The 12,567-nt window shown below is 35.6% G+C and carries 11 protein-coding genes; 6 read left to right on the top strand and 5 right to left on the bottom strand.

What is annotated here, in order from left to right:
• Window positions 1-2: 2 nt before the first annotated feature.
• Window positions 3-305, top strand: coding sequence for a hypothetical protein (locus ACP6PL_RS12285; RefSeq protein ID WP_426545547.1), 303 nt, complete (start codon window positions 3-5; stop codon window positions 303-305).
• A gap of 290 nt (window positions 306-595) precedes the next feature.
• Here ACP6PL_RS12285 and ACP6PL_RS12280 read toward each other — a convergent pair whose 3' ends face one another.
• The 3 genes from ACP6PL_RS12280 to ACP6PL_RS12270 form a co-directional block, all read right to left on the bottom strand.
• The gene (locus tag ACP6PL_RS12280) at window positions 596-1,531 is read right to left on the bottom strand and encodes a Rho termination factor N-terminal domain-containing protein (RefSeq protein WP_426545546.1); all 936 of its coding nucleotides are present in this window, start codon (window positions 1,529-1,531) and stop codon (window positions 596-598) included.
• Complete coding sequence (locus tag ACP6PL_RS12275) at window positions 1,528-2,895, bottom strand: AAA family ATPase (RefSeq protein WP_426545545.1); 1,368 nt, start codon at window positions 2,893-2,895, stop codon at window positions 1,528-1,530. Before ACP6PL_RS12275 ends, ACP6PL_RS12280 begins: the two co-directional genes overlap by 4 nt.
• Before the next feature lie 84 nt (window positions 2,896-2,979).
• Window positions 2,980-3,483 carry a hypothetical protein gene (locus ACP6PL_RS12270; protein WP_426545544.1) on the bottom strand — a complete coding sequence of 168 codons (504 nt, stop codon included), beginning with the start codon at window positions 3,481-3,483 and terminating at the stop codon, window positions 2,980-2,982.
• A gap of 831 nt (window positions 3,484-4,314) precedes the next feature.
• On the opposite strand from ACP6PL_RS12270, the gene ACP6PL_RS12265 reads away from it, so the two are divergent.
• The gene (locus ACP6PL_RS12265) at window positions 4,315-4,800 is read left to right on the top strand and encodes a DUF1269 domain-containing protein (RefSeq protein ID WP_426545543.1); all 486 of its coding nucleotides are present in this window, start codon (window positions 4,315-4,317) and stop codon (window positions 4,798-4,800) included.
• A gap of 195 nt (window positions 4,801-4,995) precedes the next feature.
• Here the strand turns inward: ACP6PL_RS12265 and gnd are convergent, their stop codons facing one another.
• On the bottom strand, window positions 4,996-6,417 hold the full coding sequence (gene gnd / locus ACP6PL_RS12260) for a decarboxylating NADP(+)-dependent phosphogluconate dehydrogenase (protein ID WP_426545542.1): 1,422 nt from the start codon (window positions 6,415-6,417) through the stop codon (window positions 4,996-4,998).
• Window positions 6,418-6,736: 319 nt separating this feature from the next.
• Here gnd and ACP6PL_RS12255 point away from each other — a divergent pair, with 319 nt between their 5' ends.
• Window positions 6,737-7,171 carry a hypothetical protein gene (locus ACP6PL_RS12255; RefSeq protein ID WP_426545541.1) on the top strand — a complete coding sequence of 145 codons (435 nt, stop codon included), beginning with the start codon at window positions 6,737-6,739 and terminating at the stop codon, window positions 7,169-7,171.
• Between the two features lie 414 nt (window positions 7,172-7,585).
• Here ACP6PL_RS12255 and ACP6PL_RS12250 read toward each other — a convergent pair whose 3' ends face one another.
• The gene (locus tag ACP6PL_RS12250; protein ID WP_426545540.1) at window positions 7,586-8,287 is read right to left on the bottom strand and encodes a Crp/Fnr family transcriptional regulator; all 702 of its coding nucleotides are present in this window, start codon (window positions 8,285-8,287) and stop codon (window positions 7,586-7,588) included.
• Between the two features lie 657 nt (window positions 8,288-8,944).
• Between ACP6PL_RS12250 and hcp the strand changes: the two genes are divergently transcribed.
• The 3 genes from hcp (at window position 8,945) to ACP6PL_RS12235 (ending at window position 12,183) form a co-directional block, all read left to right on the top strand.
• Window positions 8,945-10,579, top strand: coding sequence for a hydroxylamine reductase (hcp, locus tag ACP6PL_RS12245; RefSeq protein WP_426545565.1), 1,635 nt, complete (start codon window positions 8,945-8,947; stop codon window positions 10,577-10,579).
• Between the two features lie 669 nt (window positions 10,580-11,248).
• Window positions 11,249-11,386 (top strand): hypothetical protein, encoded by a 138-nt coding sequence (locus ACP6PL_RS12240; protein ID WP_426545539.1) that lies wholly within the window; start codon window positions 11,249-11,251, stop codon window positions 11,384-11,386.
• Window positions 11,387-11,721: 335 nt separating this feature from the next.
• A complete protein-coding gene (locus tag ACP6PL_RS12235) occupies window positions 11,722-12,183 on the top strand; it encodes a hypothetical protein (RefSeq protein WP_426545538.1) in 462 nt (153 codons plus the stop codon).
• Window positions 12,184-12,567: the final 384 nt, after the last annotated feature.

Raw genomic sequence — 12,567 nt, 5'->3', positions numbered from 1 at the left:
GATTGGGAGATTGGGAGATGGGGGGATGGGGAGATGGGGGGATGGGGAGATGGGGGGATGGGGAGATTGGGAGATGGGGAGATGGGGAGATGGGGAGATGGGAAGATTGGGAGATGGGTAACAGTAGGGACTTCATGGAACGTCCCTATTGTTACCTATACAAAAACGCTGTAAAGGGTGAACGTAATTTTGTATTTTATTTTTTTGTTATTGGTTTAGGTAATCAACAGTTTTTATCTTTATTTTTGCTTGATAATTTTCCCCAGACTATTTACTTAACAGGCGATCGCTCTTACCAAAATTGACTAATATGATGTCCGGATAATGAGTGATAAAAAAGTTCTTGTTTGTAGTAGGGCTTTAGACCATAAAATATAGCACTACGTCTTTTGGTGAGGACAATAAGTTTGGGTTGTAAGGGAACAGGGAATAGGGAACAGAGGAATTTCCTAAGGTATTTGCGTAGTGCTATATCTATCTGGGGGGCTGAAGCCCTACTACGAGCTTTAATTATAACTATTCAAATGGACATGATATAACAAGCCACTAGCAATAATTTTTCATCAGTTTGGTGGTTTCTTATCAATCTTGGATACTAATTAATAGCGCTTAACAACTCAACTAATTCTTCTTTCTTTTTTTTGGTATATCCAGGTATCTCCTGTTTTTTTGCCATTTTTTTCAACTCTGTTACTGTCATACTATTCAAAACATTTCGGTCTGTTATTATTTCTGAGATTAGTTCGGGAGTCAGATAAAATACTTCTTTTAAAAGATTAACTTTCGCCTTCGTAATTCCACATCCTAATTTTGTGATTGGTTTAAAATCTTTCCAATATAGACGTGGTGCTTCATCAATACAGTTTGTTGCTTTTTCTAGGTCAACTTGTTTAAGTTTGCTGTCTGGTTTTTCGATTAAATATTGAAGCGCTGCTTTAATTTCGTCTTTTGTGGCAATGGAAAGATTTACTTTCTCTGGTTCTGGTATTGGTTGGGGAGTTAGATAGAAGACTTCTTTTAAAGCATTAACTTTAGCTGTCGTAATTCCACACCCTAATTTTGTGATTGGTTTAAAATCTTTCCAATATTGACGTGGTGCTTCATCAATGCGATTTGTAACTACTGGCAATTTAACTCTTTTAAGTTGACTGTCTGGTTTTTCAATTAAGTATTGAATAGCTGCTTTAATTTCATCTCTTGTGGCAGTCGAAAGATTTATTTGTGGTATTTTTTCTCCAGATAAAATTTTGCTAATTTTTTCAGTTTCTTCACTTTCATCAGCAATAATACACCAAACTTTTTCTAAAGCAGCAGCTTCAGCTACAGCAAAAATAAAAGAATTGCCAATTACTTGATATTGATCTTCTCCTACTTCTTTAACAATGACAGGTATCCAATTTCTCCCACCAGTTTCATTCATAAATTTTGCCGTTGATGAAATTAAAAAATCTGGAGCATTTGTTCCATCTCCCGCTTCAATTTCATCCATATAAAGATGTATTAACTTACCAATTTTACTCAGATTGCTCATTGTAGAAAATACTCCTTAACCAAACTCTTGTAATTGTCATAAACCACCTTATTTTTATAAGCAGCAGGTGTATGAAGAAAAGCATAATTTGCTATAGCTGCATGATAAGGCAACTCAAATATTGTTCTGTTTTTACTTGCTTTCGTATAGTAAGGATAAAAATATGGTTGAAGGTTAAACTTATTATTTGAATTCTTTTGAGTATCTTGAATTAATTTATCAATATAGATTTGAACACGTCTTTTTTGAGGTTCGCTCATTTTTCCGCCATTGAAAAAAATCGGCAAAGCTATAGGTCCGAAATCTCTATTTTTTCTTCTTGCTTGTTGAACTTTTGGTATATATTCCTTAATAGTTTTAGCCGCATTTTCTAGAGAAGGTAAGCTATTATGTTCTACTGGAAGTAAAACTACATCTGCTGCATAAACAGCACTAACACTAAATATTGACCAGTTAGTAGGAGAATCAATCAAGATATAATCGTAGTTGTTTTTTAGTTGCTCTAATTCTTTACTTAATCGGTCAAAAGTAATTTCTTGTGTAATATTATCCCAATTAAAATTGCTAAGTTCTTCATGGACAGGAATTACATCAAAACCGTATTCTTTTTTTGATTTTTTATAGCCGATGTAGGGAGAAATTACATCTCTAACATTAATATTTTTATCTATTAAGGAATCATAAAAAGTAGGTGTACTTGGTTTAATTGCTAGACAATTTGTCATGTCTCTTTGATTCGGGTCAAAATCAACAATCAAAACTTTTTTACCAGAAAGTGATAGGGCTGCTGCGGTATTAACTGTAGTTGTAGTTTTTCCTACCCCACCTTTATTGTTATAGACTGCTACTGTTAATGCTTTTCGTGGTTTATCAATTTTTTCTTTAATTAAAGTAGCGATTTTGATGATATTTTCTGGATTAATTCCCAGACAGATTGTTGCCGGATGAACAACTTTTTCATGCTTTCTGAATAATTGGATGTGATTAGCATTGGTAATTATTCCCCACTTCGCTGCTTTACAGTTTTCGGCTAATAAATACCTTTGAATTTGTGTAAAAGTGTCTTTATATCCTTTTGAACCAGGAGCTAAATTAAGATTCCGCTTTTTCAATTCTACAAGAACATCTGGGTTAGTTCTAGTTTGATTAAATATGTCATCTTCCCTATTATGACGTAAAGCATGATCGACTGGATTGGTACGACTTCTTGTATGAAAAGAAGGCACTCGTTCATTTACTTGAAAACCTAAAAAGTTAAATAATTCAGATGCAAAAATCTGATCGACTTCAACTTCAGATGCGTCCTCCGGTAGATTTTTTGCCAAAGCATCTACTAGGGCTTGATTGTTTACAGCATTATTCATCTGTCGTTCATGTTTCTGACTCTAACTATCAGCTTATCACGACAGATATGGGAAAAAATATAAATTTTATCTACCTACTTACATCTATACATATCTATATGCTCGGCAAGCACTAATCGGATGAAAATTTGTATCTACAAATTGGACCCGACTAAAAGTATCAATCCACAAATGAGCGCCACACTCAGCCGGGTCGTGAGGACGATACACAATTCGACAAGGACCCTTAATTTCTAACTGATAACCATAATCATTACAGTTAGTTTGCTTTACAGAAATTACAGGCTTCAATTCCTTTAGTGGATTCTTGGCATTTTCCTTAATTAGGTGCTGATTGACATGAATCATTGTAGGGTTAGCCCGCTTTTCTTTACACCAATTACCTTTCGGACCCCTTCTACCAGGAAAAATAATTGGCATTTCAAAACCTTTACGCCCATAAGCAGGAATTTGCCAAAAACCATTTTCCTTTTCAGCATTTTTAACTCTACCCTGAGCTAATAATACCCGCAAACGTTGAGCTGAAATACCCAATAAAAATGCTGCTTCTGTAGTTCCGACGATTTTTTTGTTTTTTTCTTTAACCATTGCGCAATAGTTTTATTACTCCATCTATACAGAAAAATAATTAAAATTTGAAAGTATATTTATTTAGCAAAACATATTCAATGAATTAGTACAAGTATCTCTTTACCAAAAAAATTGGTTTAAAGCTTCCCCCTTTTAGGGAAGGGCTGTTTCAAAGTATCGTGAGTTAACAATTTAAGGAGAACGAGAGATTATACCAATTTTATAAATGTTTGCTACAAATAACTAGGGGGATTTTTAGGAGTCAGGAGTCAGGAGTCAGGAGTCAGGAGTCAGGAGTCGCATGGGAATGGCTTCAATACCATTTTTTATGCCGTAAATCATCCTTTTTGTCAAAAAGATATCTCCTGTAAAATATTTTTATTGCCCTTACTATTCGTAACATTCTTTTTTCAAAATGGTATTAGAGGATCACGAAATAGAGAAATTAGCCAAAATTTGCCGATTTTTCAGCCTCGGAGTGTCATTAAACTCTGTCTAAAATATCTGGTTTAATTCTCTGAGATAACAACAATTCGTTAATTAACGTTTAAGAAGAATTGATAAATTTGAGGAAAATCTAGGGTAAGCGTGGAAAATTCTCCCCTGCTCCCTCGCTCCCCTTCTTTCTTAACCAAGAATGAAACAGCCCTGGGAGAGTATGTCAAAATTATTCAAAAAATGCCTTTGAGCAAGCTTAGGACAAGAAAAATTTTTCCCAACCAAACTGTAGATACAAATTCACGGTTTGAGGCTGAAAAAATATAGTGTTCTTGCTACGCGATGATTCCTGATAAAATCTTCTATAGTCAAACATATAAATTAATTTTCTGCTCATTAAGGAGAATTTCAATGGCAACTCTAACAGTTTTAAAATTCCCAACTGCTGACGGTGCAGATAAAATGATTAGTATTTTGGGTGACTTACAAAAACAAGAACTAATCAAAATTCAAGATGCAGCAATTGTGAGTTGGATAGAAGGAAAGAAAAAACCCAAAACCCGTCAATTATATGACCTTAAAGCTCTAGGTGCTTTAGATGGTGCTTTCTGGGGAATGCTATTTGGTATCATTTTCTTTGTACCGATTTTCGGAATGGCTATTGGGGCTGCAATGGGAGCTTTAAGTGCTTCTTTCAAAGATATTGGCATCAATGATGATTTTATTAAAGATGTCCGCACAAAAGTAACTGAGGGAACTTCTGCATTATTTTTGTTAAGCACAGATGCAGTTGTAGATCGGGTAGCAGAAGTGATTAAAGAGATAGATTTTGAAATTGTAGCAACTAATCTGCCAAAAGAGCAGGAAGAAAAATTACGGGAAATGTTTGTTCACTAAACCTTCCTCTAATAATATCTACTATAGTAATCCCACTTTAGTTGTAATATTTTGGTAGTAGGGGCGAATCGCGTTTGCGCAGCATTCCGCAGGAATTCGCCCCTACGATGAGATGTCTAACATTATAGATATAGCAAACGGCGATCGCCTCTATTTAACCAAAGAGCGATCGCCTAATTTTTGAATGGTAAAGAATTATTTAGTAGGCCACTCAGTATGGAAGAATTCACCACGAGGCTTATCAATACGCTCGTAAGTGTGAGCACCAAAATAATCCCGTTGAGCCTGAGTTAAGTTTTGAGGTAAAGTTCCCCGACGATAACTATCAAAATAATCCAGAGAAGCACTAAAAGCAGGAACAGGTAATCCTAACTGACCAGCCAAACCAACAACTTCCCGCCAAGCATCTTGGCGATCGAGAATAGTTTGCTTAAATTCTGGAGCTAACAATAAATTAGGTAGACCAGGATTTTCATCAAAAGCCTTCTTAATCTTATTCAAAAATCCAGCTCTAATAATACAACCACCTTTCCAAATCCGTGCCGACTCACCCAAATTCAGATTGTAATTAAATTCCTTGGATGCAGCAGCCAACAATGCCATACCTTGAGCATAAGAACAAATCTTAGAACAGTACAAAGCATCCCTTACCTTATTAATCATAGTTTGGGCATCACCTTCGTACTTACCAGTCGGACCTGTCAATTCTTTAGCAGCAGCGACACGCTCATCCTTAATCCCAGACATAATCCGAGCATTAACAGCAGCAGTAATAGTGGGAACAGCAACACCCAACTCTAAAGCATTAATTACCGTCCATCTACCTGTACCTTTTTGTCCAGCAGAGTCAACAATCATATCAACTAGATGATTGCTAGTTTCAGTGTCTTTTTTAGTGAAGATATCTGCAGTAATTTCAATTAAGAAAGATTCCAACTCTGGAGTTTTGTTCCACTCAGCAAAAATTTCATGGAGTTGTTCGTTGCTAATTCCTACAGCATTTTTCAACAAGTCGTAGGCTTCAGCAATTAACTGCATATCGCCATACTCAATCCCGTTATGTACCATTTTCACATAGTGACCAGCTCCACCAGGACCGATATAGGTGACACAAGGACCATCATCAACTTGAGCAGCGATTTTAGTTAAAATTGGTTCTAATTCTTTGTAAGAAGCCTCTGTACCACCAGGCATTAAACTAGGTCCCCATAAAGCTCCTTCTTCACCGCCACTAACTCCCATCCCCATGAAACCTAATCCGGTAGATTCTAATTCTCTAGTGCGGCGTTCTGTATCTTCGTAGAGGGAGTTACCACCGTCGATAATCATATCATCTTTATCTAGGAGGGGTTTAAGTTGTTCGATAACTTTATCAACAGGTCCTCCTGCTTTTACCATAACCAGGATTCTACGAGGTCTTTCTAGGGATTGGACAAAATCTTCTAAAGTATAAGCGGCGTGTACGTTTTTCCCTTGTGCCCGCTCTGCCATAAATTTATCAGTTTTGTCACCACTGCGATTGTATACAGAGATGGGGAATCCGTTACGTTCTACGTTGAGGGCTAGGTTTTCTCCCATTACAGCTAGACCTATAACACCAAATTTTTGCTGTCCCATAATAATTTTTACTTCCCTGACTTTTTCTCTAATTTAAGTTACCGTTTTTAGATTACAGTTGTTTCTTTTTGACTGTTTCCACTAAAGGTTTTTTTTAAGATTTCAAGTATAGGCCGATACAAATAAATTAATCTTTTAAGAGAGGGTAAAATTCTGTATAAATAAATTCAGCACTATTATTGATTTTAGCAGTTTCAATTCTAGGTAAATTTTAGATGTAGAGTATGAATAAATTATGATATCCTACTGTACATTACAGATTAAGTTAATCATTGCAATAAGCTTTCTAGTTCAAAGGGGTATTTTAAAGGGGTATTTTATGGATGAATTAAAGTATCTTGCTAATTGGGTGAAAGAGCAACACGCTCAAGAATATATTCTGACTTGGTTGTTGAATCAGCCTGGGCTTTGGTGGTCTGATGGAGAGGCATATCAGGCAGCTTTACAAAAGTCTGGTAAGTTGCTGAAGGAGTATGTTCAAAAAAACCAAAGTGGGGATTTATTCCAAGGTATTGCAGAAAAAATTATAGATGACGAAAGTTGGGATGAAGTGGCTGAGTCTCTGACAAGAATTATTTCGGTTTATCAAGATGAGTTGGTAAGATTGCAGGATTATAGTCGGCGTCAAAATAGTAAAAAGATTTTAAAAAAAAATCTGAATAGTGAAGATTTATCTGTTGAAGATCATGAAGAAATGGAAATACAACAGGCTTTGCCAGACCCTTTTGCAGATGCTTTGACAGGAGAGGAATAGTTCATTAATGGATAATGGATAATGGATAATGGATAATTACCTCTGGTTGAAACTGCTCTTGATTGAATACAAGGAAATACTGTTTCTTCTCTTGGTCGATTGGATATGGTGAGGAAACCCGCTCTTGCAGAGCCGCTCCCATAACGCCATCTCTCAACCGCTTTTTTCCCCTTGAAAGGGGAGGCTAATAAAGTTGAATTATTTAATTAATAATTACCTCTTCTTTTTAAGAATAGGATGGCTTCAGAGGAACTTTTGTCTTTTTTCCTCCTTAAAAGTAGAGTCTTTAAACCTTGATTTTTAGGTAAGGGAATGTGGGGAGATAGGGAAGTATGGAATATAAAAAAAGCATCTTTATTATTGAAATTTTATACTAAATAAAAGCGTTCGCTAATAATTAGCCATTATCCATTGTTAAAATTGATTTCTTTTTTCTGCGGATAAAACTCTTAAAGCAGGAATATTTAATAATTTAATTGATTTACCATCTATAGAAATTAATTTTTGTTCGCTTAACTTGGCAAAAACTCTGGAAAGAGTTTCAGGAATAGTACCTAATGATGCAGCTAATTGACTTTTACTCATATCTAGTTTGACTTCTGATGGGTCAGAAGAGCGATCGCTTAACTCTAATAAATAAACGGCTAATCTTCCTGGTACTTCTTTCAGTGATAAATCTTCAATTAATTTGGCAAATAAGCGCAAGTATTTAGCAAAAACTGACAACATATTAATCGCAATCTTCGGATGATTTTCTAATAGTTTTAAAAATTCTATTCTAGGGAAAAATAAGAGTTCAGTTTTTGTCAATGCTTCTGCGGAAGCTGGATAACATTTGCCATCAAAAGCTGGCACTTCAGCAAAATGTTCTCCGGTGCTAAATATGTGTAAAATTTGTTCTTTTCCTTCAGGAGAAAATTTAAAAACTTTGACCTTGCCAGAGAAAACAATAAAAAAGCCAACACCTGCTTCTCCTTCCCAAAAAATCGGTTCTTTTTTTTGATAAATTTGAAATTTAGCTATTTGACTAACAGCCTGCAAATGTTCTGAGGGAAGACTATTAAACATTTGAGTAGTAGCTATAAATTGACTTATTTTTGATATTTGTTCATTCATTGTTTTTTTTATAAATTATTTAAGTTTGTCAGTCTAATTAAACCTAAAAAAATGTAGGTTCGGCTTTACAAAAAAGTATTATAAAAATGATTTTTAGCTGAATTTTACCATATAATAAGTGTGATATTTCATATTTTACAAACAATATTTTTCGGATATTTATGAAATTTAAAAAAACAAAGTTATGAGTTATTAACTTGCAGATCATTAGACTTTTTTCCAGAGAAAATAGCTTTGGGTGAAAAGGGAATAGAAAAAGGTTTTAACTTTTGCTTGTAGAGCTATAGGTGGTGATGTAGCATTAGTGAATTTTTCAAAATGCTTGATAAGAATTTCTACTTAAAAAATATTTCTTAACTAAGTTTTAATAACAGCAATCTGTTTTGAGACTTATCATAAAAATAGAAGTTAGCAGTTAAATAAAATACAAATTATTCGGCAACCTCAAAAATTTACTAATTATTGACTTAAGTCAAAGACAAAATTTCTAGCCAGTAACTAAATTAAAAATATAAGACTTCTTGCACAAGTCAGGGAATAGGTAATAAGGAATAGGAGGGGTGAAATTTTTGATTCTATATCTCTAATTGATTTAATTAAAACTTTTGCAAGAGGTCTATACGGATAAAAACCTACCAGGAGAAAAAAATTATGTCTATGTTTTGTGAACAATGCGAACAAACCGCCAGCGGGCAAGGATGCCACCAATGGGGAGCTTGTGGGAAAAGTCCAGAATTGAACGCCGTACAAGATTTATTAGTTTACTGCCTACGGGGGTTGGCAGAAGTCAGACTCCAGGCAAAACAATTAAATATTTCTACTAAAGAAATAGATATCTTTATCTGCGAGTCAATATTTGCTACAATGACAAACGTTAACTTTGACAAAAAAAGCTTTGCTCAATATATTAAACAGGTGATCGCTCACCGAGAAAACCTGAAAACTCAAATTCCTGAAACCCAATGGTCTCCCCTAGCTAACTACGAACCAGACTACAGTGAAAGTTTATCTCTCCAAGGTGAAAATGTTTCTCTAAAATTTCTTGCTCACTCTGATAGTAACATTGATATATTCTCTCTCAAATTAACAGTCATCTATGGTATTAAAGGCGCAGCTTCCTACACATTCCACGCTATGGAGTTGGGAGAAGAAGATGAAAAAATTTATGACTTTATTGCCGAAGCATTAGTCGCCCTAAATAACCAAGACCTAACCCTCGACGACTGGGTAAACCTGGCGTTGGAAGTGGGAGAAATTAATCTCAAAGCAATGGAATTGTTAGACGCAGGTCATACAAAAACCTATGGTCATCCCGTACCTACTGCTGTACCGTTAAACCCCCGGAAAGGAAAAGCAATATTAGTTTCTGGTCACGATATTCGACAAATTGCAGCCATTTTAAAACAAACTGCTGATACTGATATTACCATCTATACTCACGGCGAACTTTTGCCTTCCCACGGTTATCCGCTTTTAAAACAACAATATCCCCATTTTTACGGTCATTATGGCACTGCTTGGCAAAATCAAACTAAAGATTTTGCTAAATTCCCAGGTCCGATAGTAGTTACAACTAATTGTTTGATGCCTCCCCATGAAAATTATGAGGATAAATTATTTAGTATTGGTCCGGTGGGATATCCGGGAATGACTCATTTAGATCCAACAGCAGATGGTATTCCTGATTTTACTCCCGTAATTGAAAAAGCATTGTCAATGTCTGGGTTTACTGAAGATGGGGAACCGAAACAGGTAATGGTTGGTTTTGCCCGAAATACAGTTTTGAATGTTGCTGATACTGTGGTTGATGCGGTGAAGCAAGGCAAGATTCGTCATTTCTTTTTAGTGGGTGGTTGTGATGGAGCGAAACCTGACCGGAATTATTATACAGAGTTTGTGGAGAAGGTGCCTGAAGATTGTGTGGTTTTGACTCTTGCTTGTGGTAAGTTCCGCTTTTTCGACAAAGAGATGGGTTTAATAGGTGAAATTCCTCGGTTGATGGATGTTGGTCAGTGTAATGATGCTTATTCGGCAATTCAAATTGCTTTAGGTTTGGCAAAAGCTTTTGATGTGGGTGTGAATGAGTTACCCTTGTCAATGATTTTGTCTTGGTATGAGCAAAAAGCAGTGGCAGTTTTGTTGACTTTATTGTATTTGGGAATTAAAGATATTCGATTAGGACCGACTTTGCCTGCTTTTATTTCGCCCAATGTGTTTCAGTTGTTGCAGCAGAAATATAACTTACAGGCGATCGCTACTCCGGATGAAGATTTGGCTGCTTGTTTAAGATGAATTTAGGTCATATCAAATCCGAGTAATATCATGTCTAGATAATTAGGGATCAAAAAACTTTCTGTTTCCTATTCTTCTTAGCTCTTGCTTTTCTTCCCTTTTACCTGTTGCCTTCTGGATAGGCAAAGGGTAGTTATCACTACAAAAAAATCATCTTAGCAATTACCGAAAAATTAGGCGTTGCATAAATACGCTTGGGATTTTAATAGTTTTATAGTTTTGTGGAATGGGCATCTTGCCCGTTCCTTATATTTGCGGGCGGGCAGGAACAGGCAGGATGCCTGTCCCAGTTATATTCATCCCGCCACTCAGCAATGCCAAAAATTAAGGTATAAAACCTCTCCATTCATGGAGGAAAAAGAAAAAAAATTCCTTTTAGTCAATCCTCTTTTTTATAAGAAGAGTTCAAGAATTGAGAATTGAGAATTGAGAATTGAGAATCACCTCTCCTTGAAAAGAAGAGGATTGACGAACAGGAAAATTTTTATTTATTATCCCCTTAAAAGGGCAGGGCTGTTTCAAAGTATCGTAAGTTAACGATTTAGGGAGATAGGGTGATAGGAGGATGGGGGGCTCACTTTCATCAACCGAAATTTGCTAGTTTTGCAGCTTCTTTAGTGATGAAAATTTGACTTTTTTAGTCTAGTTCAATAACTCCAATCAACTCGAATGACTAACAATTCGTTAATTTACCTTCGAGTATGGATGGATAAATTTGGCTTAGATCCCGACTATTGGCTCGAAAATTCTCCCCATCTCCCCATCTCCCTCTCTGTTTTTCACGAGAATGAAACAGCCCTGCCTTAAAAGGGGGAGGCTTTAAACCACAATATTTCGGTAATAATTAATAATTAATTATTAATTGTTGAACAACACCTGATATAATTAGTTTTTTTATGATTTATATGAAATCCAGTTATAGCAGTATGTTTTTTGCTTAGGACAATTAAGTTTAGGCTGTTTGCCCAGCATTCCAGTAGGAAAAGGAAACAGAGGAAATGTCCTAACATTAATGCGTAGCGCTATATCTAGACATCTAGACATAATATGACTCCTTTGTAAAAAAATGTTAATTGTGTATTGACTTAGCTAATCAAGATGATCTCTAATCATAGTAGATGTTCCAAAAATAAATTTGACTGATGAAGACAAAATTCAGTTCACTAATTAAGCATTTTGCCCTTACGCTACTCATCGGATTAGCTTCAATTAGCTTGTTAATCACCAACGCAAGTACAGCTTTCGCAGGTGATTTAGTCTTTTACGAAGGAAACAATTGCAGTCAGGACGTAATTGCTACTTATGATTCTAGTGTAGATGTTAACGATAATTGTAAAGATACGAGCAGATGTGATAACGACGAAGCAAGATCTTTGTTGATCAAAGGACCAGTTGAATATACTACTGTAGACGTCTATGATTCTCCTGATGGAGGTCGAGATGATGACTTTTCAATAATCAGAATTAGATCGGTAAGTGGTGGTGACAGCGTATGTATTGGAACATTTGAAAAAGATTATGACGATGGAGACGTCCAGGTTATTTACGAGAAGGATAATGGATTAGATGGAAAGATTTCTCATATTACTGTAATCCCTTTCTAGTTGAGCATCAGGCTACTCCTGTAGTCAAGAAATAGCCATCGTTTCGGCATTTATTTATTTTATGTAAGGGTAGGCGAGACTAAACCTTCCCTACTCTCCCTACCCTTGTATAACAATAGACATCTTCAGAAATTAAACATTGTTTTGTAGGGAGGTTCCATGGAACCTCCCTACAGTCTTTTTTGGAGATATCTAATTAAAATTTATTGCCACATTCAGGGCAGAAATTATTAGTAGCAACACTTTCGTCTCCACAATTGCTGCAAGTAATTGACTCCACAGCTTGCTCAAGCTGTTTCCGAATAGGCAATCCCAGCATTTGAGCATTACTCTTACCGAATTATTAATTATTAATTGTTAATTAAATAATTGTGGTTTAAAGCC

Origin of the sequence: Dapis purpurea BLCC-M126, assembly GCF_050015975.1 — a bacterium.
GTDB lineage: Bacteria > Cyanobacteriota > Cyanobacteriia > Cyanobacteriales > Microcoleaceae > Trichodesmium.
The sequence above is the reverse complement of the archived record's forward strand: the minus strand, read 5'-3'. Positions and strand labels throughout refer to the sequence as shown.

Bases quoted from the DNA above. Each gene is read 5' to 3' on its own strand.
- ACP6PL_RS12280 (WP_426545546.1), bottom strand. From the start codon at position 1,531: ATGAGCAATCTGAGTAAAATTGGTAAGTTAATACATCTTTATATGGAT.
- ACP6PL_RS12275 (WP_426545545.1), bottom strand. From the start codon at position 2,895: ATGAATAATGCTGTAAACAATCAAGCCCTAGTAGATGCTTTGGCAAAA.
- ACP6PL_RS12270 (WP_426545544.1), bottom strand. From the start codon at position 3,483: ATGGTTAAAGAAAAAAACAAAAAAATCGTCGGAACTACAGAAGCAGCA.
- ACP6PL_RS12265 (WP_426545543.1), top strand. From the start codon at position 4,315: ATGGCAACTCTAACAGTTTTAAAATTCCCAACTGCTGACGGTGCAGAT.
- gnd (WP_426545542.1), bottom strand. From the start codon at position 6,417: ATGGGACAGCAAAAATTTGGTGTTATAGGTCTAGCTGTAATGGGAGAA.
- ACP6PL_RS12255 (WP_426545541.1), top strand. From the start codon at position 6,737: ATGGATGAATTAAAGTATCTTGCTAATTGGGTGAAAGAGCAACACGCT.
- ACP6PL_RS12250 (WP_426545540.1), bottom strand. From the start codon at position 8,287: ATGAATGAACAAATATCAAAAATAAGTCAATTTATAGCTACTACTCAA.
- hcp (WP_426545565.1), top strand. From the start codon at position 8,945: ATGTTTTGTGAACAATGCGAACAAACCGCCAGCGGGCAAGGATGCCAC.
- ACP6PL_RS12240 (WP_426545539.1), top strand. From the start codon at position 11,249: ATGACTAACAATTCGTTAATTTACCTTCGAGTATGGATGGATAAATTT.
- ACP6PL_RS12235 (WP_426545538.1), top strand. From the start codon at position 11,722: ATGAAGACAAAATTCAGTTCACTAATTAAGCATTTTGCCCTTACGCTA.